Origin of the sequence: Microbacterium sp. VKM Ac-2870 (assembly GCF_015350795.1) — a bacterium.
Lineage (GTDB): Bacteria > Actinomycetota > Actinomycetes > Actinomycetales > Microbacteriaceae > Microbacterium.
Map to the genome: position 1 here is coordinate 720,055 of NZ_JADKSH010000001.1, position 22,641 is coordinate 742,695.

Here is a 22,641-nt window from a genome sequence, read left to right on the forward strand (position 1 = left end):
GGCGACGACGACGTCGAAGCGCGTCACTGAACTCCGCAACCCCACCACGGTTGGCGTCCGTCGCTCAGCGTTGGGCCCGAACCCCGACAAGCTTCTTCCGGGCGTCCGCAGCCGCCTTCTCCGCCTTCTTCACTGCACTCTCCGCGCTTGCAATCTTGTCGTCGCGCCTGCGGTTCGCCTCCGCCATTCGCGCCGCAGCTTCGACCACCTTCTCCGACGACACGATACCGCGAGTGATCTCACACTCCGGGCACCACTGCGTCGAGAAGCTCGGCTCCCGGCTGGAGTGGTGAACGCTCTGCTCCACCATGTGCCCGCAGGTCGGGTACGAGCCCAGATATCGAGTTCTTCCTCTCGACGCTCGGGGACGGTGGCAAAGATGCGCTGAATTCTCTCGGCCTGCTCGCGCGACATCGGGATCGGTGGGCAGCAGTAGCCACAATGCGTCGCTCGCGAACCTGCAATGCTCCAGCGGTGCGCATCGCAGTTCGGATGCATCTCGCGGTAGCGCTTCTGGTCCGCGTCGTAGATGACGCGCTGTTCGTCCGTGAGATACATCGTCCCCGGCCAACTGCCGAGGTTGTCGATGACCGGCAATCCGCAGCCTCGGCATGCCTCACCCGCGGCCGCCTGCTCGCGAGTGAGGTACATCCCCTTGTCGCACCATTCCTGTCGCCTCGCTTCGTCGCGATGCGCGCGTGCCTCTTCCTTGAGTGCGCTGGTCATGCGACGCTTCTGCGCTCGTTGAGCCTTCTGTTCCTCGGTGAGCGGCATACCGTTCCTTCAGTCGCAATGTCGGAGGCCTGACGGAGAATGCCAACATGCCTCAGCTCTATACAAAGAATGGCCGTCCGTTGCAACGAGACGGTAACCGGCTGTTTGCCGGATCGGGAATCTATCTAGGAACGATCCAGGGCCGCTATGTCTTCGACACCGCCGGCCAGTACGCGGCAACGATCGACGGCGACCGCGTGGTGTACCGAGCCATTGACTCGGCCCGCATCTCGATTCCAACGATCTCCGGACCCCGAGTGGGGCTTGCGATGGTGACCGCGCTTCCTGCTGCGATATTGGGCGAGGAGCCTTCGTTTCCGAACTGAACGCTTCGACACGCCGTACCTTATTTGATGTGGTGATTCTTTCACTCCGTCGCTAGAGTGGGACTCACCACCGGCCGCGAGAGAGGAACCGTCATGGCGATTCACACCCCTAAGACCCGCGAGGATCTCGCGCGCCATCTGTCCCCAATGCGTCTCCAGGCGAACGTGTTCGAGCGTGCTGTCGCGGTGGGTGCGGCGGAGAGTCGTACTTACTCGAAGGGTGCGCCGAAGTCGGCGCCCAACATGACGCGCTGGTACCGCACCGTCGAGGTTATTCATGAGCAACTCATGCTGCTGCAGCTCGACTGGAAGCGCTCGGACCCGCAGAACCTGCCTTACTTCTCTCAGACTGACCTCAACCTCGGGCTGATCACCAGTAGCGGCGACGAGTTCACGGGCATCGACTGGGGCACACCGAGTACCAAGAACCCGAAGGGCTCGGCCTTCGCGCGCCGCGTGGACGAGAACGGCCAGATGGCCATGTTCGGCCACCCGACCGACGACGGCGGAGAGATCGACGTCAAATACCTCTGGATTCTGCTCTACAACGAGCGTGACGGCATGGTCTTCCTGGAGCTGTCCCGTCCGACCTCGATGGCTGGCAAGCAAATCGACAGTTGGTCGGAACGGATCATCTTCCCGCCGTTCGATCTGGCGCTCGGTGCGTTCGCGTTCGAGGAAGACACCGAAGAAGACGAGGGCTTCGGCTTCACCGTCGCACGGCGCTAAGGCGCCGGTATCCCCGCGATGAGCACTTCCTTCATTCCCGCACGCCTTGAGATGGCGCGCGCCATCCGTCAGATGACCGCGACCGCGCTCGCCACTGAAGCGGGCACTACCGCGCCCTGGGTATCTCAGGCCGAGAACACCAAGAAGACGCCGAGTCCGGAGCTTGTCCGTGAATTCGCGCGCGTCCTCAATTTCCCGGTCGACTTCTTCTATCGCCCAGTCAAGGCGCTCCCCCCGTCGGATGCTTTTCACTTCCGGGCAACATCGCGACTCGCAAAGAAGGACGAAGCGACAGCACGAAGCCTGTCAACACTGGCGATCGAACTATCGGACTGGATCGAAGCAACATATCAGGCACCAGCTCCCGAGGTTCCAGAGCTCCAAGACCTCCTCGACTCCGACGACGAGCTTCCTCCCGAGCAAGCTGCCGAGGCATTGCGCGGCGCATGGGGGCTTGGTGTGGCGCCGATCAAGAACCTTCTGCAGCTTCTCGAATCCAAGGGCGCGAAGGTCTACTCGGCCGGCGGGCCGCTGCAAGCCATCGACGCGTTTTCGTTCCGGCACGGGGCGACGCCGGTGATCTTCCTGAACGTGCACAAATCTGCCGAACGGCTACGTTTCGACCTCGCACACGAACTCGGGCACCTCGTCATGCATGGCGGGTCGTTGCACGTTGAACCAGGAAAGGAGAAAGAGCAGGCAGCGAACGACTTTGCCAGTTCTTTCTTGATGCCGCGCGCCGACGTCCTTGGCGCGATCCGCGGCAACTTGATGCTCGAGGACATCCTGATGCTCAAGAGGCGTTGGCGTGTAAGTGCAATGGCGCTCAATCTGCGTGCGCATCGGCTAGGTGTCATCTCTGACTGGACCTACAGCACACTGGCGAAGCAGCTCTCAATGGCTGGCTTCCGACGAAGCGAGCCCGGCTCCGACCTGCTCGCCGAAAGCTCCAGCCTACTGACGCAGGTCATGAACGATATGCGCGGCCAAGGCGCAGGATTCATCGAGATCGCTCGAGCGCTCGACGTGCGCGCCCAGGACGTCCGTGATCTCATGCTCGGGCTTGTGACGTTCTCCCTCGAAGGGGATGCACAAGCTCGGTCACGCAGCCAAGCGAACCTACGGGCGGTCTGACCTATGAACGGTGGGAACTCGCATGAGCAGTCCGGGCTATCACGGGCCGGACGACTCGTTTTGACCTGGCCAATTTTGGAGGACTGTTCGAATGGCTCGGATTAAGACGTGGGTGACCACCACCCGGGAGAACGTTGGTTCTCACCAGGTTGTGCGGATGGTGCCAGCCGACGAGGTCGCGGTCGATGCTGGGGTGAAATGGGCCGCTGCCGCCGTGCCTCGTCACTATGTCTCTGCGGATGAGATCGCGGCAGTGTTACGCGAGCTCGGCAAGCCGGAGGCGGCGGAGGTTCTCAGCGGAAAGCTGCCGGTCAGCAAGCGGACCCGGTCGGGCGAACTCGGAGAGGTCCTCGCCACCCAGTATGTAGCGCGCGAACTCGGATACCGCATGATCGCACGCCTGCGGTGGAAGGACAGCCGTGAGATGCCCCTGCGCGGCGACGATCTCCTCGGCGTTCGCATCGTGGACAACGACAAGCTCGAGTTCCTCAAGGGCGAGGCGAAGAGTCGCGCGAGCCTCTCGACTTCGACACTGGACGAGGCGGAAACAGCCTTGCTGAGCGAGCACGGCCTGCCGACACCTCACGCGTTGATGTTCGTCGCCGCACGTCTCCGCGAAATGGGTGAGACGAAGCTGCACGTCAAGATCCTCGCCGCTCAGCTTCGCGGACGTATCCGACCCGGCGATGTACTGCACCTGCTGTTCACATTGTCTGGCAACAACCCTCTCGGGTTGCTCCGCAATCACACCAAGGCCTATAAAGGCAAAATTCGGCGACTCGGTGTGGGACTGCAGATCCCAGAACATCAGTCGTTCATCCGTCGAGTCTTCGAGAAGGTGATCCGCGATGCCCGCACGCGTTGAGGATCTCGAAACCGCGATCGGTCGAGCAACGACATCAGGATTTCGCGGGCGGCTTCTTGCGCGCGGAGAGGCACGCGCAATGATATGGCGCGAAGGTGTACTCCCGGAGGACGCTCCCCCATTTGACGTTTTACTGAGCCACGACCTCCTCTCCTACGGGTATGCGCTTCTGGAGCACGGACTGGAGCTGAGCGATCTAGAGGGATCTGCCGAGGCATCTCGACGGGCATTCGAGAACGCGGCGACAGCGATCGAATCAGTCATCGCCCGAGGCGAGGTGACATCAGAATCGGGCTTTCACAAGGTGGTGGCCGCAGCTAGCTTTCATCTCGCTCGATTCTCAGCGCGGGCCTATTCACTTCTGACGGCTACGCGCAACGATCGGAACATCTCCCCCACCGAGAAATGCCTGGTGCTACTCATGCTCCGGGACCTGGATGGCCTGACGATGCTCGTCTCCGAAAGCCGCGCGGACGAGCGGGCCGCGGACGCGAGCCTTGCCGAGGAGTTGCGTTCTACACTTGCCCCGAGTGACGGCAATGACGACCTCGAGGACGGGGCCGATGTCCTGGATGTCGTCGATGCCGCATTGACGGATGCGTTCATGGGTGCGATCAGCGTGGCCATGCTGGCGTTCGAACGTGGCGAGCCGACTCTCCTCACTGACGCCGTTGCACGACTCGAGGTTGGTATGCGCGGCGCGGCAGCCTTGAGCATGGTGCCGCAGTGGTGGTGTCATCGACTGGCGATTCACCTTCTGCGGGGCCTCTGGGATGCCAGCTTCCATGTAGTACTGCCGACGGGTCCGGAAGGCGAGGACGCTGGCGACTGGGATCGCCTACGTGCCACATTCATCGCCTCGCTCTTCCGCCGACGACGCTCCGAGATCGACCTCTGGCCCTCCCAAGTGGAAGCCGCGTCACGAGTGCTCAGTACGCAAGACAACCTCGTGCTCTCCCTGCCCACGAGCGCAGGCAAGACTCGCATCGCAGAACTGTGCATCCTCGCGACCCTGGCCGAAGGAAAAAGGGTGGTGTTTGTCACCCCGCTCCGCGCGCTGTCCGCGCAGACCGAGACCGCTCTGGAACGCACCTTCGTCCCGCTCGGCAAGACCATCTCATCTTTGTACGGCACCATCGGGGTCAGCGATGTCGACGAGAGCATCCTGCAGGACCGCGACATCGTGGTCTCGACTCCCGAGAAGCTCGACTTCGCCTTGCGCAACGATCCGGATCTACTCGATGACGTCGGACTGATCGTGCTCGACGAGGGACACATGATCGGAGCAAACGAGCGGGAAGTACGATACGAAGTCCAGATTCAGCGGCTCCTTCGCCGCCCCGACGCGAAGACTCGGCGCATCATCTGTCTCTCAGCGATCCTGCCCGAGGGTGATGAGGTCAAGGATTTCGTTGATTGGCTCACAGACGACGAACCCAATGGGCTGATCAGCAGTGACTGGCGTCCCACCGTTCTCCGATACGGAGAAGTCGTCTGGCGCGACAACAACGCAAGGCTCAACATCACCGTCGGCGGTGAAGAACCGTATGTCCCCCGGTTCCTCACCGCGGAGACAGTCCCGAGCAAGCAACGCAAGCTCCCATTCCCGAAAGACGCTCAAGAGCTCACGCTGGCCACCGCCTGGCGCCTCGTCGATGACGGCCAGACCGTCCTGGTGTTCTGCCCACTGAAGAGCTCGGTCAACGCATTGGCCAAACTGATCGTCAAGCTGGCCCGGCAAGGCGCACTCCGCAGCGTCTTTGACGGCGACCCGACCGTCCTGAACACCGCCCTCAGCATCGGCCAAGAATGGTTCGGGGCCGACCATCCTCTCCTAGCCTGCCTACGCATGGGCGTCGCCATCCATCACGGATCTCTGCCCGGGCCCTACCGGAAAGAAGTCGAAAAGCTCCTGCAACAGGGAGCGCTGAAAATTACCGTCTCCTCCCCCACGCTGGCGCAGGGATTGAACCTGTCGGCGAGTTCGCTGGTGGTCCATAGTCTGTGGCGAAACCGGACGATCATCGACGCCGCCGAGTTCCGCAACATCGTGGGCCGAGCTGGCCGAGCGTTCGTCGATTCGTCCGGACTCGTGGTGCATCCGATGTTCGAGCCCACCCGTCGAACACGACAGAACTGGGAGCGGCTGGTCGAAGATTCGCAGCTGCGGGATATGCAGAGCGGACTCGTCCGACTCCTCACCACCATGCTCCAGAGGATGTCCGACAGTCTCGGCGAAGTCGACTGGGACGACTTCACCGAGTACGTCACCGGGCTTGCCGACTGGTCATTCCCTGCGATTGCCACCGAAGACGAAGAAACCACGAGCGACGCCATGAAGTTCTGGCCGGGCCAACTCGCGAGCCTGGATTGCGCGATCCTCGGACTGCTCAGCGACTCCTCTGTCACGGAGCAGGATCTCGGCGCCGCGCTCGATGCAGTTCTCGCTTCATCGCTGTGGGCACGGACAATTGCTCGCTACCAGGAACCGGTGCGCAACGCCCTGCGGACAGGTCTCGTGGCCCGCGCTGGAGTTATCTGGCGGAGCACGACACCGGATCAGCGGCGCGGCTATTACCTGGCCGGCGTTGGACTCGCGACCGGCCGGGAACTCGATTCAAATGCTGAGCAACTCAACCGTCACCTGCAAATCGCCGAAGCGGCCATCCAGCTCGGCATGAACGACGAAGCGATCAACGCCATAGTCCATTTCGCCAAGATCGTGTTCGAGATCTTCCCCTTCACTCCCAAGTCTCAACCCGACAATTGGGAAGAGATCCTGGTCGGGTGGCTGCGAGGGCGCCCAGTCGCGGAAATCGCGGCCGACGACAGCCTCGAAACGGCTGAGTTCATCGAAGATACCCTGGCGTACCGGCTCCCGTGGGCACTCGAAGCCGTCCGTGTCCGAGCTGCAGCGCACCCCAACCCCGATGCATTCCCTTGGGATCTATCCAGTCCGGAGACCGGACTGAGCGTCGCTGCTGTGGAAGCCGGCACACTCAACAGGGCCGCGTCGACGCTTATGCGAGCAGGCTTCGGCTCTAGGTCGGGAGCGCTCGTCGCGGTGGAGTCAACCGAAGCTGCATTCACAACCCCAGCCGGGCTACACGAGTGGATGATCTCCGAGGCAACACAGGTCGCGACAAGAGACACGTCCTGGCCTACACCGACCACCCGCGAGCTTTGGATGAGCTTCGCCACCCGCACTGTCGCCCTCCGTCAGCGAACGTGGATTCGTGAAGTGCACGAGACTTCGGTGAGCTGGATACCTGGCCATCAGCCCACCCCCGGCGAGCCATACCGAGCGATCTCCCACTCCGACGAGACAACCGTGCTCGAAGCAGCAGATGCTCAGCCAGTCGGAGTGCTGACTACGCGCCTGAACCTGCGCCGTCAGGGGCTGCTGAAAGTTACCGCGATCGGAGCAGGAGACGTCGTCGAGCTCGACTACCTGGGGCCGTCTGACCTTCTTGCCTAAACACTCGCTCATGGCTGAGGCCTGAGGCGCGTTGAGTACCTAATTGAACGGTGCCTCTTCGGGCACCCACGAATACCTCCGCGAGACCCTCAAGGTGACTACTTGGGCGCTCCGAGTGGAGCATCTAGCCCGTCCGATGCCCTCCAGGAACTGGGCCACGCAGACGACGAAAGGGACGGTTCGCGCTGAACGCTGAGCCAGGTCCGGCGCTTGGTCACATGGTGCGGGGACGCTTCGCCATGGGACGAATTCTCGTCCAACTCTTTCCTACCCGAACCGGAACCCAAAGAGGCCACCAGCCTCGGTCTCGTCAGTAAGTCGCGTGCTCAGCATGTAGGGGTCTGCGTCGAACGCGCCATCGCTTTGCGCTTCAACAGATGCGAGGAAGTCAGAGTTGAGCGTCACGATGTATTGGAAGCCGTGTTCTTCCGCGAGTCGAGCTCCGATGTTCAAACATGATGCGACCTGCCGCCCATCGATGGCGTCGAACAAGTGGCTGTCGTGGACGAGGAGACGCGGTGCTCTGTTGGCTTTGATCGCCGCAATTGTGCAAACCATATCCAGCATGAAGGTTTCCACGCTGCGAACACCAGTGCTTGCATCCCCGGAAATTTGCGGGCCAATGCTAAGGAGCCCCTTGGGTGTTGGAGCAACCAGGAGCGATGCTTCACGGTCTGTGTAGATCTCCGCGCCTAATTCCCCGAACAGGGCGATGGATTCGCTTAGCCGGTCGTCCCTCTCGTTTAGCTCGGTGCGGACCGAGGCGACGAGCTCTGCGGTGCGCAGCTTAATCGTGTCGCCGATGGTACTGATGGATGTAGCGGCCTCCAGTCGCCGTTCGATGTCGGCGACGTTGGACTCTTGCTGGGCGAGGCTGCGCTGAATGCTGAGGAAGGTGTCGAGGGCCACTGTCTCGTTGAGTAGCTGCATGATCGTCGATCGCTGGTCATCCAGGCGGTGTCGCTCGACATTGATCGCGTCGAGTCGCTCGTGGACAGCGCTGAGTTCCTGTTCCAGGAACGATCGCCTGTTGCGAACTACGGACTCATGAAACGCCTGGACTTCCTCGTAACGCCGACTCACTGTGTCCGGGAGCACGACGCCGATCTCGGCGTAGACCCGTTCGAGCCTCATCGTCAAGTCACCGTTCAGAGGGGTGACTGCTTCGTCCTGGAGCGCCTCGTTGAGCTCTCGGAGTCGCCGTTGCAGGGAGAGGGCTTCGTCATTGAGCCGCTGTATCGAGCCGCTCAGGTCATCAGCAGCGCGCTGGTGGTCGGCATACTGCTCGTCGACTCTGAACGCACGGAGATCTTCCTGGGTGCGGTCACGTTGCCGACGAGCGGCAGCGAGTTGAGCGCGAAGAGCTGACTCATCGAGCGAGAGGTGAGCGATCGCACCCTCGCGAACCGCCGCGCGAATTGCTTTGCCTTGTTTGGTGAGGCGGTCAACATCTCCAGCCTTGCCCAGTATCTCCGGCGATAGCCCCAACATGAAGCCAAGCTTTACCCCGGACTCCCAATCCGCCTCGGATTGGTGTCCCTTGATGGGGTTGCCAAAGTAGGTGCGGATGAGTTGGCCCCAAATTTGGCCTGCCGTTGGACGGCTGGCATCTTCGGGAATCCGGAAGACTTTGCGAGAAAGCAGCGCACGCCACTCATCGATGTGCAGGTCAGTTGCGCCGTTGGTTGCCGACCACCCTGAGACTTTCACTCGGGTCGTTGGCGAAACGGCACGAGTGATCGTGACCTCGTCGACTTCGTCATTTTGGGCGGACGGGAGCGAGAGGGAGGCCGTGAAGGTGTGCTCGGATAGTTCTGGTGCTTTGAACTCGGACGAAAGGTCGCCCCCGAGAATGTAACGCAGAATCTTGACGAAACTGGTCTTTCCGATGCTGTTGCGGCTGTCGCCTTGTTCGGACGCCTCGGTGCGGTCAGCGACTAGGACGTTCAGCCCGTCGCGGAATTGGAGGGTCTTGAATCTCGGATCGGATGAGGTGAGGGAGTTAAGAAACATGAGCTCGTTTGATGAAACCGTCGGTAGACGTTTCGATGAGGTTCATCGTGTAGAGAGCGGCGAGGGCCAAAGTGAACCAATCGAAAGTGATGCGTCGTCCTCGTGCGACGGAAGATTCTCGTTTCGAGAAACGCTCCCAGAGCGCGGACACCGACAAAGGGTCAAGGAGCTCGTCAAGAATGTCGGCACCAATGGTCATGAGGGCACGATCAGATGAGACGCCTTTAGTGGGCAAGAGCATCGGCCGCCTCCGTATCTGCGATGGCGTCTGCGCTCGGCGGGGTCTCGAAAATATGGCATGAGTCAAAGAAATACGAGACCACCGCAAACGCGGCGTTCGCCCGCTTGCCATCCATCCGGAAATTAGCACCGGCCACCGACACGTAAAGCCGTTCGAGGATCTCAGCAGAGTTGCTAGTCACGGCTCGGGCGTCCCGATACAGCGCCCGGAATCGTTCACCGTGATCGTCGTAGAGGCCGGGGTTGGATGACTCCTCGTACCAACGATCGATGCGGGGCGCCAGAAGTCTCCCCGCATTGAACTCGAGTCGGGAGGCGTCTGGCAAAGCGTTGAAGTTCATCTTGGTGGCAGGAACCGGGAGCACGTCGCCGCCGCTCTCGACCACTACGCCGGTAGTGTCGAGTGCGTCGAGAAGCGGTAGCAGGTCGGCGAGCTCGACGTTCGCTGTCCCCGGCGCGCCAGGAAAGAGTTGATCTAGAACGGACTGGTCGAGAGAGCCGACGACGTCATTCCATAGATCTTCCGACTTCACAAGACGAATCGTCAACGGCCGCTCGCTCGAGGGACCGTGCGACTGTTGGAGTCCCGTGAGTACTTTCAGCGACACTGGCCCAACGGGCGCGTTGGTGACAAACCTCCAGGTGTGGAAGCTGTCCCACTGCGAGAATCCTCGGGCGAAGTCCGAGCCGATTTTTGCGGCAAGTTCTCGTTCCGCGCTCCGGGAGGGTCGTTGGCCGTAGCAGGCGTAAAAGACCGTCCCTGACTCGGCGAGGCCATCGCATCCTCCGTCGCCGAGCGTTCCGGAGGGGTCGGGATTCACGTAGTCATCGTGGAAACGGCTGAGCACGGTCGAGACGTAATCTTCAAACGCGCTGCCTGATTTGAAGCACTCCTGCTGGTGACGGAAGTGATACCAGTCCCGCCAGTTTGCACTGAGAAGCATCATCACCCCCGTTGTCGCAAGCGTCGACCAGTTGGCCGCCTTCCATTAGCAGATCCTATCGATTGATCGATCCAGACTGGCTAACCTCGGCGGCGAGGTGAGGTCATTGCAAGGTTGCGTGGACTTCTTTCGCGCGCGCGGGCGCGGGCAAGCAAGATCAGACTGACCGGCCCCATCACGATGAACTTGAGCGTGTTCCATAAGCACAAGAGCACGAGGAGGTTGAGCCAACCGAGACCGCTGTCGGAGACGAGCGTCGTGAAGGTGCTCGCGGTCAAGAGGTAGGGCACAGCGAGGAGCATCGCCGGCATGCCCCACTTGAGTCCTCGCCTCGTGCGGATCACGTCGAGGAGGATGTTGGTGGGCATGTAGCGGCGTAGGAACGTGCGGGTGTGGACGCTGGCGTTCCAGAGTAGACGAATCATGACGGCAGTCCTCTCCAAGGATCTGGCGACAGAGAACCTCGAAGGACTGCCCAAATCGGGCGATCATGCCGTCACGCTTGGGGCGACGGCGACACACATTTGAAAGCCGCCTTGCTTACACACTTCACTTTAGATCGGCCTTCGGACATCCGGAAGTGGCAGGCTGACCGGCATCCCGTTCGAGCTCAGAGCACGCGGCCGGTGCCTGTGCGGCTCGGTGAAGGTGGGGTCACCTCCTCGGTCGGCTGCGTGTTGATGCTCTTGATCCTCACCAGCGCGGCGCTGGCTCGTGCGGCGTCGATCTTTTGCGCGTCGCTGTCCGGTGCCGCACCGAGTGGTTCGTTCCCGGTGATGTCGTAGCGGTCGCGGTACGCCGCGATGGTTCGCGCTTGCTGCCGCCAGCTCACTGCCGCCTCCGCTACGCCAGGTTCCTCGCCGATCGCTGCCACCCACTCCTCTCCCTCCCGGAGGGCTTGGTCCAGGACTGCATCGGCGCGCTGTCGGATCAGTTCTCCTCGTTCGGTGAGTGCCTTCTGCATCTCGGCTGTCATAGGACCGACGGCTTCGGGGATCAGTCCGGCGATCAGACGGGGAGCCCTACGACCACGACCTGATCCTGCAGGGCGGTCGGTGGCGCGCGCGAGGCGGTGGTGAAGTACGGCGGCAATGTCGTCCGCGTCTCCGAATCCTCTTGCTTTAGCGAGGCGCGGAAGTAGCGCGTCGACATCGTGGTGGTTGGCTTGCGCGCGTCGGAGTTCTGCGGTGAGTGCTCCGAATGTGTCGGAGCGGATCGTGTCTTCGGCTTGGTCCGGGGTGAGACCGGAGCTTCGGATGAGGGTCGCCCAGCGGTCGTGTTGGGCGGCTTGCGCGATGGTCTCGTACTCGGCCGCGAGCTGCGCCACCGATCCCCACGTTTCTTGCTCGGCGGTGATCGTCTCGTGCGCGGAGAGTTCGGCGCCGACGTGCTGCAGCACCCCGTACAGCACACTCCGCGCTGTCGCGTCGGGGTTGTCTGCAGGGTGCGGCCCGTCGTGGGAACCATCAGGCAGGTCGGTGGCGACATAGACGAGGTTCGCTTGGCGGCCGCGGGTCATCGCGACATACAAGTTCTCCCTCGTGGTGCTCGCGTCAGCGAGGACATGTGTGGTGTCGGTCGTGATGCCCTGCGCTCGGTGTGCGGTGACTGCGTATCCGAGATCGACATGCTCGGCCACATACCCGGCAGGTAGCACCACCGCACTACGGCGCGTGCCGGCACGGCGAACGGTGAGGGAGCCGTCATCGCGAACGTCGGCAACTGTCCAGCGGTCGCCGTTGCGCACCCACCCCCGACCGGCGTGCAGACGTCGATCGTTGCGGCGGGTGATGATCGTGTCGCCGATGGAGGCTCGGGAGGTGTCGTGGAGTTCGACTTCGCGGAGGGCCTTCACTGTTCCGTCGAGGATGAGGTCTGCGCGGGCGCGCTGGTTCAAGGCATGGACGGATTCGTTCGAGTCGGCGATGAGCACGGTGGCGAGCCCGGCGAGGGTGTCGGTGCGCCAGGCTGAGTAGGCGGCGTCGATCATGGTCTCAGTGTCACCACCGGTTATGCGGTCGTGGTCGGCGTAGGTGTTGATCGCTTCGGTGCGGCCGCGGCGTAGGTCGAGGGAGGCGGTCTTCTCCCACTCATTAACAAAGCGGTGCACGTCGACCAGTTCGGGGGCATCGTGGCGGTCGTGGACGAGGAGGGAGAACGCTCCGCCTGCGGTGACGGATTGAAGTTGCGCCCAGTCCCCCACCAGCAACACCTTCGCGCTCGCCTGCTCGGCCAGAGCCGTGATTCGGTCGAGGGAGAGGGTGCCAGCGAGGGAGGCTTCGTCGATGATGACCAGCTGGCTCTTCCGGAAGGTCGCGCCAGTGCGCTGATGGGTGTCCCACCATTTCGCAGTGTTCTCCGTCCGAATGCCGAGGTCATCCGCGAGAACTTGCGCAGCGACCGCCGACGGAGCGAGACCGACGACGCTACCCCGGCCGTGCTCACGCTCCCACGCGGTGAGTAGTGCACGCATCGCCGTGGTCTTCCCTGCACCCGCGGGGCCGACCAGCACATCGACAACTCGCCCTGACACTGCCGCCGCCGCGAGCGCTGCGGCCTGATCCTCGCCAAACATTCGCCCTTCACGGTCGGGGCGCGCGGTCACCTTCTCCACAACGTCGATAGGCACGGTCGGCGCGGTCATTGTGCGGGCACGCTCGAGGAGCCGGTCTTCGGCGGCAAGGAGTTCTTCTGAGGTGTACACCGTCGAGGCCTTCGGACGAAACGAGCTCGTGCCATCAGGCCGGCGGAACACCGCGGGACTCGACGCGAGCTCGGGCGGGGTCAGTCGCAGTGAGGCGGCTTCGGCGGCATCCACGACCATCCCAACGATCGCTTCACGATCCCTCGTGGTGGCGAAACGGTAGGGCATGGTCTGGCGGGCGGCTTCTGCGGTGAGGTTCCACCGCCGCCACGTCGACCGCTTCGCCCCCACCGTCTCAACAACGCTACGCCCGAGCTCCGCGATCACATCCAGCGGCACGTCGTCAGCACGCAACAGCAACGGTGCGCCGTTCGCGGTAACCGTGCGAGCCCAGGTGGTTGCGTCTTCACCGAGGAGGTGGGTTGCGCGTGCGCGCCACTCAGTCGTGAGGTCGGCGAGCGAGCGGACTTGCTTCTCGGGACGGGTGGCGAGCGTTGCCTGTGCCCGCAGTTTGATGACTGTGGTCGATGGTGGTTGCCGTCCGTGTCGCTCGATGTACTCGGCGATCAGCCGGTTCTTCTCTTGCTCGATCTGCCGCGAGCGCGACGAGAACTCGACCACGAGTTTCTCCGGCACCGCAGTGATCGCCCACGCAGGGTTCCGGTCACGCCCCATCTCCCGCGCCTCCCATCCGACGCCGAAGGTGCGGGTGAGGTGGTCGGCGAACACGGCCTCATGTAGTTCCGACAGCGCGACGGTCGCGGCGTGCAGAGGTCGTCCGTCGAGGGACCGCCACTTTCCGTCATGAGCGGTCTGCACCTTGTTCGAGATCACGACATGGGTATGCAGGTGGGGGTCTCCGGCCCTGCTGTCGTAGTGGTCGAACGCGGTCGCGATCAGCCCGGTCACGTCGGCCTGCGCAACCGCACCGTTGCGTCCGACCCCGCCGACACGGGTTGCGGCAACCTCCCGCTCGATAAACGCAACCATCTCCGCAACCGCCGCATGATGCGCGTCCGCAATCAACGATTGCGTGCCCGCATCCGACACCGCCCATAGCACCGACCCGGACTTCGGAATCGAGAACGTGAAGTCGAACCCTGCAACCGCCTTACGCGACCCCTTTGCTTGCTCTTCCGTCTCGATTGCGGCGACCGCTTCTGCCCGCTCGGTCACCCCGAGATCTCCGTCTAGCTTGTCGGCACGCTGCTGGATGCGCTCCGTCAATGTCGGATACTTCCGATACGCGAACCCAAGCGGGTCACCCGTCACAGGGTCACGGCCCATGCCAACCAGGAGCTGGAGTTGAGTCTCGGTGACCTGATCACCAACTGCGATCGCGCCACCGCCGAGAGCAGACACGGCCGAGCCAAGCCAACGCCCCGGCGGGCTGCCCTTCTCCGCGTAGTAGCGAGTCAGAGGTGTCGAGAGCGAACGATCGCCATCACCAGAGGCGAGGGTGCGCAGCAGGTACTTGTAGCCGTCGCCGGCAGACATCACCCGCATCGAAACCGTCACCGCACACCGCCCTCATCCTGATGACGAGGTGAGCGTCAGCGCCCTCGCGGAGCGAGCTCTCCGCCGCCTGACGTGTCAGGTGGCGGGCCTCGCTTGCAAGACGCGTGGCAACTCATTGAGGGGTCGATTCGAGCATGGCGGAAGTCACCATCGAGCAGCCCGGCGAATGGGCGGGCTGAGATGTCGAAGGGGTCCGCTGGGCGATGCTGCGCACCTGGCAGGTGACCAGCTCAGTGGAGTGAAGTCATCGACACCAGCACGCCCGATTGGAAGCAACGTCTGCAAGTCGCCTCCGGCAGAGACGGCTTCGATGTGATCCTCGACTGCGTCGGCGGTCCACAGTGGACAACACTCATGGATGTGCTTGCTCCAGGTGGAACGCTCGTGCATTACGGGCTATTCTCCGGCGAACCGCCCCCGACCGAGTGCTTCAGAGGATGTGAAAGAAATCAGGTCGAGATGCTCCGCCTCCGTGACATCATCCACGCGCATCCTCGCGAACGACTCGCTGGACTTTTCGAGCCGTGTTCGAGCATCTCAGAGTGGGCCGCCTACCACATCTGCTTGACCTTCCAGACCAACCGCGTTACCGTTTGTCGAACCCGTTCTGACAGCGCTGTCATATGTCGTTCCCGAAAGCGATGCGTTGTCAGTGCACTCTTTGCACCTTCGCCCTGATGCTCGCCGCCTCTAGGAGACAACATGTCCCGCTTACGGTCCGCCCGAACCCCACGCCCCGCCGGGCTGCCGCGCCGCGCGGTGGCCCTCATCATCGCAGCTGCGGTCGCAGCTCCCGCGGTCGCCGTCGCACCTGTGACGCCGGCATTCGCCGGTCCCATAGTGAAGAGCGCCGCCTTCGGTGCTCCTGATGACGCGGCGGCCGACTACTACGCTGCTCTGCTGCGTCACACGCGCTGGGTGAACACGGTGTGGGACTCTTCGATCAACGCCTACCAGTTCAAGAATTTCAACTTCGCGCTGGTGCTCGGCAACGCTGTACTGCTGACGCACGGCGAGTACGACGCGCAGACAGCGGGCATCTCGAAAGAGCAACTGAGTCAGCGCACGATCGACACGATCCGCTACTACGCGGCGAAGAACCGCTTCGTCGATCCGAACGGCACCTGGGGCAAGCGCCTCTTCTGGGATTCGACGTTCCAGTCGTACTTCCTCGACGCGGGCCGCCTTCTGTGGGACCAGCTCGATGCGCAGACCCGCTCGAACCTCACCGCGATCGCGGTGGGCCAGTCGACCTACACGTCCGATCTGAACTACGGCGACGATCCGCTGTCCGGCGGGTGGACCGCCGACTGGCCGACCGGCAAGTACCAGGGCGACACCGCGCAGGAGGAAGCCGGCGTCTACACGCAGGCCCTCGCCCCGGGCCTCGCCTGGGCGCCCGACCATGCGGATGCTGCTCGCTGGAGTGAGCAGTTGGGTGATTGGTCGCGCAACGCCGGAGGACAGCTCACTGCCGACCTCAACAACCCGGCCGTCGTCGCGGGCAAGCCGATCTCGACGAACACGCTGCAGACCATCTGGGACACGTACATAGTCGAGAACCACGGGTCGTTCGGGCCGCACTACCAGTCCGACATCTGGCGCTCGGGTGGTCGCAACGCGATCCAGTTCATCCTGAACGATCAGCCGGTTCCCGACTACCTGAAGCACCAGCCGAACTCCGCGGAGCTGTGGGAATCGATCAAGCTGGTCATGTCGAATCAGGGCGAGCCGTTCATGCCGATGGTCAACGACCGCGAGTACCTCTACGGTCGCGATGTGATCCCCATGGCCTACCTCGGCCAGGTGCTGCGCGACCCCGACGCCGCTCGGGCCGAATCGAACCTCGCCGCATCTCTCGAGGCCTATCAGGCCTACGCTCCGGTAGACCGGCTCGCGAAGTTCTCTGGGGAGCCCAAGTACGAACCCGAGGCGCGCGCAGAAATCGCCATCTCGTACCTCCTGCACGTCGAATCAGCAGAGTCAGAGGCCGGCCCCGTCATCCCGACTCCGCAGGACGCATTCTTCCAACGACTGTCCGGAGTCCGCGACTTCGGTGCGGGCCCCGGACTCGCGGTGCAGCAGTCCGCGAACGCGTGGGCCGCAGCATCCAGCAAGAAGGGCTTCCTCAAGTTCCCATGGGTTCCCGGCCACGACTCTTGGCTGTTCGCGCTGTCGGGTTCGACGCCGTTCCTGTACCCGAACTCGGCGGCGACCGTCGACGAGCGCCGCACCGCGACCTACACGGCACCTCGCGACGGGTTCGAGTGCACCTCCTCGGTGTTCCGCATCGGCGATGGCTACGCAGGCCAGGTCACTCTGCCGACCGGCTCGGCACTCTACGCCTCGACCGGCGCCGGCTGGCAAGACGGCACCGTCTCGGTGCGCAACCTCGACATGGGCGGATACAACGGCCTCGACGGATCGCGTACCTACTTCACCGCCGAGGGGTCGGCCACCGACACGCTCCCCGTCGTGATCGACCCGCACCCGGCCGACGTCAATGCGGCCCGCATCGACGACCTCGCGTTCGAGCCCGTTCAGGCCCGCTACGTGCGCGTCCAGGGGCAGCAGGGGAACGCCAAGTACGGCTACTCGCTGTATTCGCTGCACGCCTACGGTGTCGGCGAAGACGCCAAGACGGATCTCGCCGCCGGCCGCCTGGCGAGCGCGTCGAGCGAGGACCCCACGAAGCCCGCCGCAACGGTCACCGACGCCGACCCGAACACCCGCTGGGCCGTGTCGACCGCCGAACGCCTGCGTGCCGACTCGTGGATCCGGGTCGACCTCGGCGCGGACACCACGGTCGGCTCCGTGCGGCTCGCGTGGGAGGCGAGCGCCGGTGAGCGCTACCTAGTGCAGACGTCGTCCGACGGCACGACCTGGACGACACAGGCGGCGCGCACGGTCTCGGATGAGAACGTGGCACGTCTCGACACCGTCGATCTGAAACCGCCGGGTGCGGAGGCGCCAACCCCGGTCGAGACTCGCTTCATCCGCATGCAGGGTGTGCAGGGCGAGCCCGCCTACGGCTACTCGCTCCACACGCTGCGCGCTCTCACCGCGGCCGGCGTCGACGCCGCCGCGGGTAAGCCCGCCACCGCGTCGAGCGAGGATGCCGGCAGGCCCGCCTCCGCCATCACCGACACCGACCCGAACTCGCGGTGGGCGGTCTCGAAGGCCGACCGACAGCGAGCGGACTCGTGGGCGCAGGTCGATCTCGGAACCCCCACCGCGATCACGCAGGTGCAGTTGGGGTGGGAGTCGGCGGCCGGCCGCGAGTACCGCATCCAAACATCGGCCGATGGAGTCACCTGGCAGGATGCCGCGAGCTACCGCTACACCGGCGACCAGATCACCGCGACCGACGGGACGTGGCTCAACGTCGAGGACAAGGCCGGGTTCGTCGTGCGCGGCGGACAGGCTCCGATCACGGTCTCGTCGGAGAGGGCCGGCATCAACGCCGTGCGTCTCGGCGGCAGTGACAAGCCGCTGCTTGTCGAGATGGTGTCGGCAGACGCGACGGCGACGGCAGCACAGGCTGCGGCTGTGCAGCCGACGGCAGAGGGCCTGCTCGTGAGCTCGCTCGACGGCTACCTCACTGCCTTCAACCTCACCGATGCCGACGTCACGACGACAGTCACGATCCCGTACTCGGGCGCCACGGTGTCGCTCTTCGACGGCGATCAGGTTCTCGGCACCGACTCGTCTAGCCTGACGGTCACGGTGCCGGCGGGCCAGGCCTCGGTGCTGGCCCCGCGGGCCACGGTCTCTGCGGAAACCGCTGCGGCCCGGGCGCTTACGTACTCGGTGATCGACGGACGCACCGTCCACATCGCGCCGGCCCACACGGCGGACGCCGCTCGCGTGGAAGCGACGACTGCTGCCGTTGCCGTCGACGTCACGAACGCTCAGACGGGCGAGACGCGCGCCGTGCCCGTCGGCACTCCCGCCGCGCCGACCGCCGCGACCTTCCCCGGCGCGACCCCCTTCCCGGCGGCCGACCTGGCGCTGAGCACGCTCACGTTCCCGGCATCCGTCCTCCCCGCGGGGATGACCACGCCGCAGGGCGCGGTCGACGGCGACGACGCCACGTCATGGACCCCCGGGCCGAACGGGCGCATGGTCACCGACCTCGGCGCCGCGCGTGCGATCGGCACCGTCACCACACTGTGGGACGGAGGCGATGCCCCTGCCGCCACTGTCTCGGTGAGCGACGACGGCATCACCTTCCGCGACATCGGAACGACGGATGCCGGGGCGACGCACGGTGCCGTGAGCGTCGACGCGACCGCGCGGTACGTCGCGCTCACGACGGCATGGAGCGACGGCGACCCCGGGCTCGCCGCACTGCGGGCGCTGCCCCCGGGCGCCCTCGACGATTCCGCGCCCGGTGCGCTCGAAGGCGAACTGTCGGCGCTGGTGATCGGCGCGGCGGCCGCCGGATCGGTCTCTGCCACAGGGTTCCCGGCCCCGACGTATTCGTTGGTGAGCGGCACCCTGCCGATCGGCCTCACCCTCGATCCCGCCACAGGAGTCTTCGGCGGAACGCCGACGACGGTCGGTGACTACGCCTTCACGGTCGCGGCCGACAACGGCATCGGCGCGGCATCGACGCGCGACTTCGTCGGCACCGTCACCGCGACGCCCACTACACCAACCGACCCGGGCAACGGGGGCGGTTCGGATGAGGGAGGCCAGGGCGGCCCCGACGGCGACCTCGCCGTGACCGGACTCGTTCTCGGGTGGTCCCTGGCGATCGCACTGCTGCTCCTCGCCGGCGGCGCTCTGCTTGTCGTGAGACGTCACCGCCTGCGACTCGGGAACCCGGAGTGAGTTACTCCTCGCACATCGATGTTCTGCGTCGTTTGCCTGCCGGACCGCCTCGCGAGAGGGCTTCTCTCACGATTTGACATCGCTGTCCTATAGTTGGGGCGTTATCACAGCGCCGGTGTCGTGTCGAAGATGGGCCTCCGATCCGCCGCGCGTCAAGATGAGCTATCCGCCGCCTGAGCGGCAGGGGGACCCATGATCAGACCAGCGGACCCGCGTCCGACGCTCGCGCAGGTCGCAGCCCGTGCTGGCGTAAGCCTGAAGACGGCCTCCCGCGCCCTCGGCGGGGAGTCCTACGTCGGAGAGAAGACGCTCGCCAGGGTGCTGACCGCGGCGGCCGAGCTCGACTATCAGCGCAACGCCGCCGCGAGCCTTCTCGCAAGTGGGCGTCTGGCCGACTCAATCGGCCTGATCACCGGAGACTTCACCAACCCGTTCTACTCCGCGCTCGCGCAGGCGATCGAAGATGAGATCCGCCCGCACGGTATGCACCTCTCAGTCGCGAACTCCCGGGAATCCGCAGAGCAGGAGCAGCGGGTCGCCCACGACCTCGCCGACCGCCAGACGAAGGCAGTCATCACAGTATCTGCGACACCCGACCACGCGGACTATGCGCAGCTGCAGGCCCGGGGCATCCCCGTCGTCTTCGTCGACCGACCCGCCGCGAACGTCGAGGCCGACTCGATCGTGTTCGACAATCGCGAGGGCGGACGTCTGGCCGCGCGGCACCTGATCGAGGCGGGACACCGCCGCATCGCCTTCATCGGCGACTACGAGTGGCTGCCGACATATCGGGCGCGCCTGGCGGGCATGGGTGACGTGCTCGACAGCGCACCCTCCGAGTGGCGCGACCTGCTGCGCACAGATGCGCACGACATCCCCTCCTCACGCGCGTGCATGCGCAACCTGCTCGCCCTCACCGATCCGCCGACCGCGGTCGTCGCGGGTAACAACAGGATCCTGCTGGGCGTGATGGAGGAGGTCGCCGAATTCCCGTCCCCGTCTCCCGCGGTGATCGGGTTTGACGAGCCAGAGTGGGCGCATGTACTCGGCATCAGCGTGGTGACCGGAGACGTCGAGGCGCTCGGACGCCAGTCGGCCCAACTCGCCGTCGCGCGCCTGGGCGACCGCACGCGTAGCTTCGAGAGCATCGTGTTGCCGATGCGGCTTATCCCTCGGCGATCCACACAATCCTGAGCTACGCCGCTTCAACGACCGCCTTCCGTTCACAGCGGGCGCGTATGATTCCATAGCCAGGACCTCCACGAGTCGAATGTGGGCGCGGAACCGCTGCAAACGTCACGCTCCCGCCTAGGCCGCAGGAGCGGCCGAGTGGGACCTGTGCGAGGATGCCGCCTAGACGCTGTTCGAGGCAGTCGCCGGCGAAATACGCTTCATCATCGCGAGGAATCGCGTGGGTGCTCCACAAGGAATGCGTAACTCAGGCGAACTAGAAGGAGTCCGACGAGACAGCGTTTCGAAAGGAGCCGTGACGGTTCAACGCTGAGCTGAGCCACATTACTTCGCCCGAAGTTGTACTTGGCAAGAACCTCATGTAGGGGATTTTCGGGACGTGGGTTGTTGCCGAGCTCGAACGGCGTGGACGCGGGCTGACGCATGCCGACATCGCCAAGGCGTGATCTAGCTTCCTCCGTTCCGTGGGAGCCGGATTGTCCGAGTCAATGCAGAAGTGTCGTCGCAAGCCGTCGCGACCGCGTCGGCAGCGATCAAGAAGGACGACCCGGTCGCATCAGAGATCCTCAGTGGCCTCAAGTCGTTTTGACCGGTCGACGTGCACGCGGATAGCGGTCGGTTCGCACGCGTCATTGCGGCAACAAGGCCTAAACCGCGCTCGACATTCGCTAAAACAACCACCGAATTGCGGAGGTCCTTGGACCCACTGATGACTATCTCGACATGGTCAAGGCCACCTATGAGAGCGCCCTCTGCCTTGCGGTCGATAACTCGCTATCCGCAGCAGAGTTGGCGGCGCAGTCACAGGTGCTCCCCCCGCCCAAGACACCAGGGTTCATAAGGTGCCAGACAGTGGCAGGAGCGCGCGGCCGCACGGTAACGCGATGGGGTCCTCACGGTGACGCCGAGGAGATGCTACTTCTGACCCCGGGGGTCCGTGCGATGATCCATCGTGCCGCTCCGGCCACGGGCCCGGACGATGAACCGGTGACAGTCGTATTGGCGCCCACCCGACTTTCGTTCCTATGGTTCGGCGACGCCCGGGTGCTTCGTCTGGCTACCGGGCGCCGCCATCCCGCGCACCACTACGCGGGACTACTTGATGCTGCCCTGGGTCAATCCTCCGATGAGCCAGCGCTGCATGAACACGGCGAGCAGGTAGACGGGAATCATCCCGGTGAGGGATGCCGCCGCCATCTGCCCGAAGACTACCTCGCGGCCTCCCTGCAGCAGCGACAGCCCCACGGGCAGCGTCTGCGTCCCTGGCCCGTACGAGAGCATGAGGGGAATGAGGAAGTCGTTGTAAACGAGTATGAAAGCGACGATCGCCACCGCGACGATACCCGGCGCCACGAGCGGCAGCACGATGCGGAACAGCGTGGCGATCGGGCCGCAACCGTCGATCTGCGCGGCCTCGTCGATCTCCCCGGGCACCGCGGAGAAGAACGTATCGAGCAGCCAGACCGCGACCGGGGTTACGAGCAGACCCTCGATGAGCACCATGCCGATGAGTGAGTCCATGAGGCCCACTGAACGGATGAGCAGGAACAGCGGCACGATCGCGACGATCGGCGGCGCGATGTACGCGGAGACGATGACGCTCATCATCCGTTTGCCGCCGGTGCCGAGCCGAGACATCGCGTAGTTCGCCGGGATTGCGATCGCTAGAGCCACTAGGGTCGCACCGCCAGCGACAATGAGCGAGTTGCGCAGGTAGAGGAAGATCGGTGCTTCAGTGAACGCGGCGGTCCAGTTCTCCCAGGCGAGCCGTGTGGGTAGGATGCGCGTGCTCAGGATGTCGTCGGGACTCTTCACGCTCATGATGCCGAGATACAGGATCGGGAGTACGAAGAAGCCGACGGCGAGCACGAGGACGACGATCTTGATGATCCGTACGCTCAGCGGACGGGACGATCCCGAGCGTGACGCGATGGTGGCGATGGCCATGA

The 22,641-nt window shown here is 64.1% G+C and carries 15 protein-coding genes; 8 read left to right on the forward strand and 7 right to left on the reverse strand.

The annotated features are described in order from the left end of the window. Nucleotides 1–64 precede the first annotated feature (64 nt). A complete protein-coding gene (locus ITJ43_RS03515) occupies nt 65–310 on the reverse strand; it encodes a hypothetical protein (RefSeq protein ID WP_194582187.1) in 246 nt (81 codons plus the stop codon). 511 nt (nt 311–821) lie between these two features. Here ITJ43_RS03515 and ITJ43_RS03520 point away from each other — a divergent pair. From ITJ43_RS03520 to ITJ43_RS03540, 5 genes are all read left to right on the forward strand, one after another. Beyond that, nucleotides 822–1,100, forward strand: coding sequence for a hypothetical protein (locus ITJ43_RS03520; protein ID WP_194582189.1), 279 nt, complete (start codon nt 822–824; stop codon nt 1,098–1,100). A 93-nt stretch (nt 1,101–1,193) separates the two neighbouring features. After that, the gene (locus ITJ43_RS03525; RefSeq protein WP_194582191.1) at nt 1,194–1,829 is read left to right on the forward strand and encodes a hypothetical protein; all 636 of its coding nucleotides are present in this window, start codon (nt 1,194–1,196) and stop codon (nt 1,827–1,829) included. Between the two features lie 18 nt (nt 1,830–1,847). Then, nucleotides 1,848–2,963, forward strand: a complete 1,116-nt coding sequence (locus tag ITJ43_RS03530; protein ID WP_194582199.1) for an ImmA/IrrE family metallo-endopeptidase — start codon at nt 1,848–1,850, stop codon at nt 2,961–2,963. Between the two features lie 157 nt (nt 2,964–3,120). Then, the gene (locus tag ITJ43_RS03535; RefSeq protein ID WP_194582201.1) at nt 3,121–3,828 is read left to right on the forward strand and encodes a Hachiman antiphage defense system protein HamA; all 708 of its coding nucleotides are present in this window, start codon (nt 3,121–3,123) and stop codon (nt 3,826–3,828) included. After that, the gene (locus ITJ43_RS03540; RefSeq protein ID WP_194582203.1) at nt 3,812–7,306 is read left to right on the forward strand and encodes a DEAD/DEAH box helicase; all 3,495 of its coding nucleotides are present in this window, start codon (nt 3,812–3,814) and stop codon (nt 7,304–7,306) included. Before ITJ43_RS03535 ends, ITJ43_RS03540 begins: the two co-directional genes overlap by 17 nt. A 267-nt stretch (nt 7,307–7,573) precedes the next feature. On the opposite strand, the gene ITJ43_RS03545 is transcribed toward ITJ43_RS03540, so the two are convergent. From ITJ43_RS03545 to mobF, 5 genes are all read right to left on the reverse strand, one after another. Further along, complete coding sequence (locus tag ITJ43_RS03545) at nt 7,574–9,319, reverse strand: ABC-three component system protein (RefSeq protein WP_194582205.1); 1,746 nt, start codon at nt 9,317–9,319, stop codon at nt 7,574–7,576. Continuing rightward, complete coding sequence (locus ITJ43_RS03550; protein ID WP_194582207.1) at nt 9,309–9,518, reverse strand: ABC-three component system middle component 6; 210 nt, start codon at nt 9,516–9,518, stop codon at nt 9,309–9,311. Before ITJ43_RS03550 ends, ITJ43_RS03545 begins: the two co-directional genes overlap by 11 nt. Before the next feature lie 25 nt (nt 9,519–9,543). Further along, a complete protein-coding gene (locus tag ITJ43_RS03555) occupies nt 9,544–10,506 on the reverse strand; it encodes an ABC-three component system protein (RefSeq protein ID WP_194582209.1) in 963 nt (320 codons plus the stop codon). 77 nt (nt 10,507–10,583) lie between these two features. Next, nucleotides 10,584–10,928: a sulfate permease gene (locus ITJ43_RS03560; RefSeq protein WP_194582211.1), complete on the reverse strand. Its 345-nt coding sequence runs from the start codon at nt 10,926–10,928 to the stop codon at nt 10,584–10,586. A gap of 185 nt (nt 10,929–11,113) precedes the next feature. Beyond that, nucleotides 11,114–14,644 (reverse strand): MobF family relaxase, encoded by a 3,531-nt coding sequence (gene mobF, locus ITJ43_RS03565; protein WP_228495295.1) that lies wholly within the window; start codon nt 14,642–14,644, stop codon nt 11,114–11,116. Nucleotides 14,645–14,944: 300 nt separating this feature from the next. On the opposite strand from mobF, the gene ITJ43_RS15390 reads away from it, so the two are divergent. The 3 genes from ITJ43_RS15390 (at nt 14,945) to ITJ43_RS03580 (ending at nt 20,695) form a co-directional block, all read left to right on the forward strand. Further along, nucleotides 14,945–15,343 (forward strand): zinc-binding dehydrogenase, encoded by a 399-nt coding sequence (locus tag ITJ43_RS15390; protein ID WP_416361058.1) that lies wholly within the window; start codon nt 14,945–14,947, stop codon nt 15,341–15,343. 24 nt (nt 15,344–15,367) lie between these two features. Continuing rightward, nucleotides 15,368–19,501, forward strand: a complete 4,134-nt coding sequence (locus ITJ43_RS03575; protein ID WP_194582213.1) for a discoidin domain-containing protein — start codon at nt 15,368–15,370, stop codon at nt 19,499–19,501. Between the two features lie 192 nt (nt 19,502–19,693). Next, the gene (locus ITJ43_RS03580; RefSeq protein WP_194582215.1) at nt 19,694–20,695 is read left to right on the forward strand and encodes a LacI family DNA-binding transcriptional regulator; all 1,002 of its coding nucleotides are present in this window, start codon (nt 19,694–19,696) and stop codon (nt 20,693–20,695) included. Nucleotides 20,696–21,787: 1,092 nt separating this feature from the next. On the opposite strand, the gene ITJ43_RS03585 is transcribed toward ITJ43_RS03580, so the two are convergent. Further along, nucleotides 21,788–22,639, reverse strand: a complete 852-nt coding sequence (locus ITJ43_RS03585; RefSeq protein WP_194582217.1) for a carbohydrate ABC transporter permease — start codon at nt 22,637–22,639, stop codon at nt 21,788–21,790. Nucleotides 22,640–22,641 lie beyond the last annotated feature (2 nt).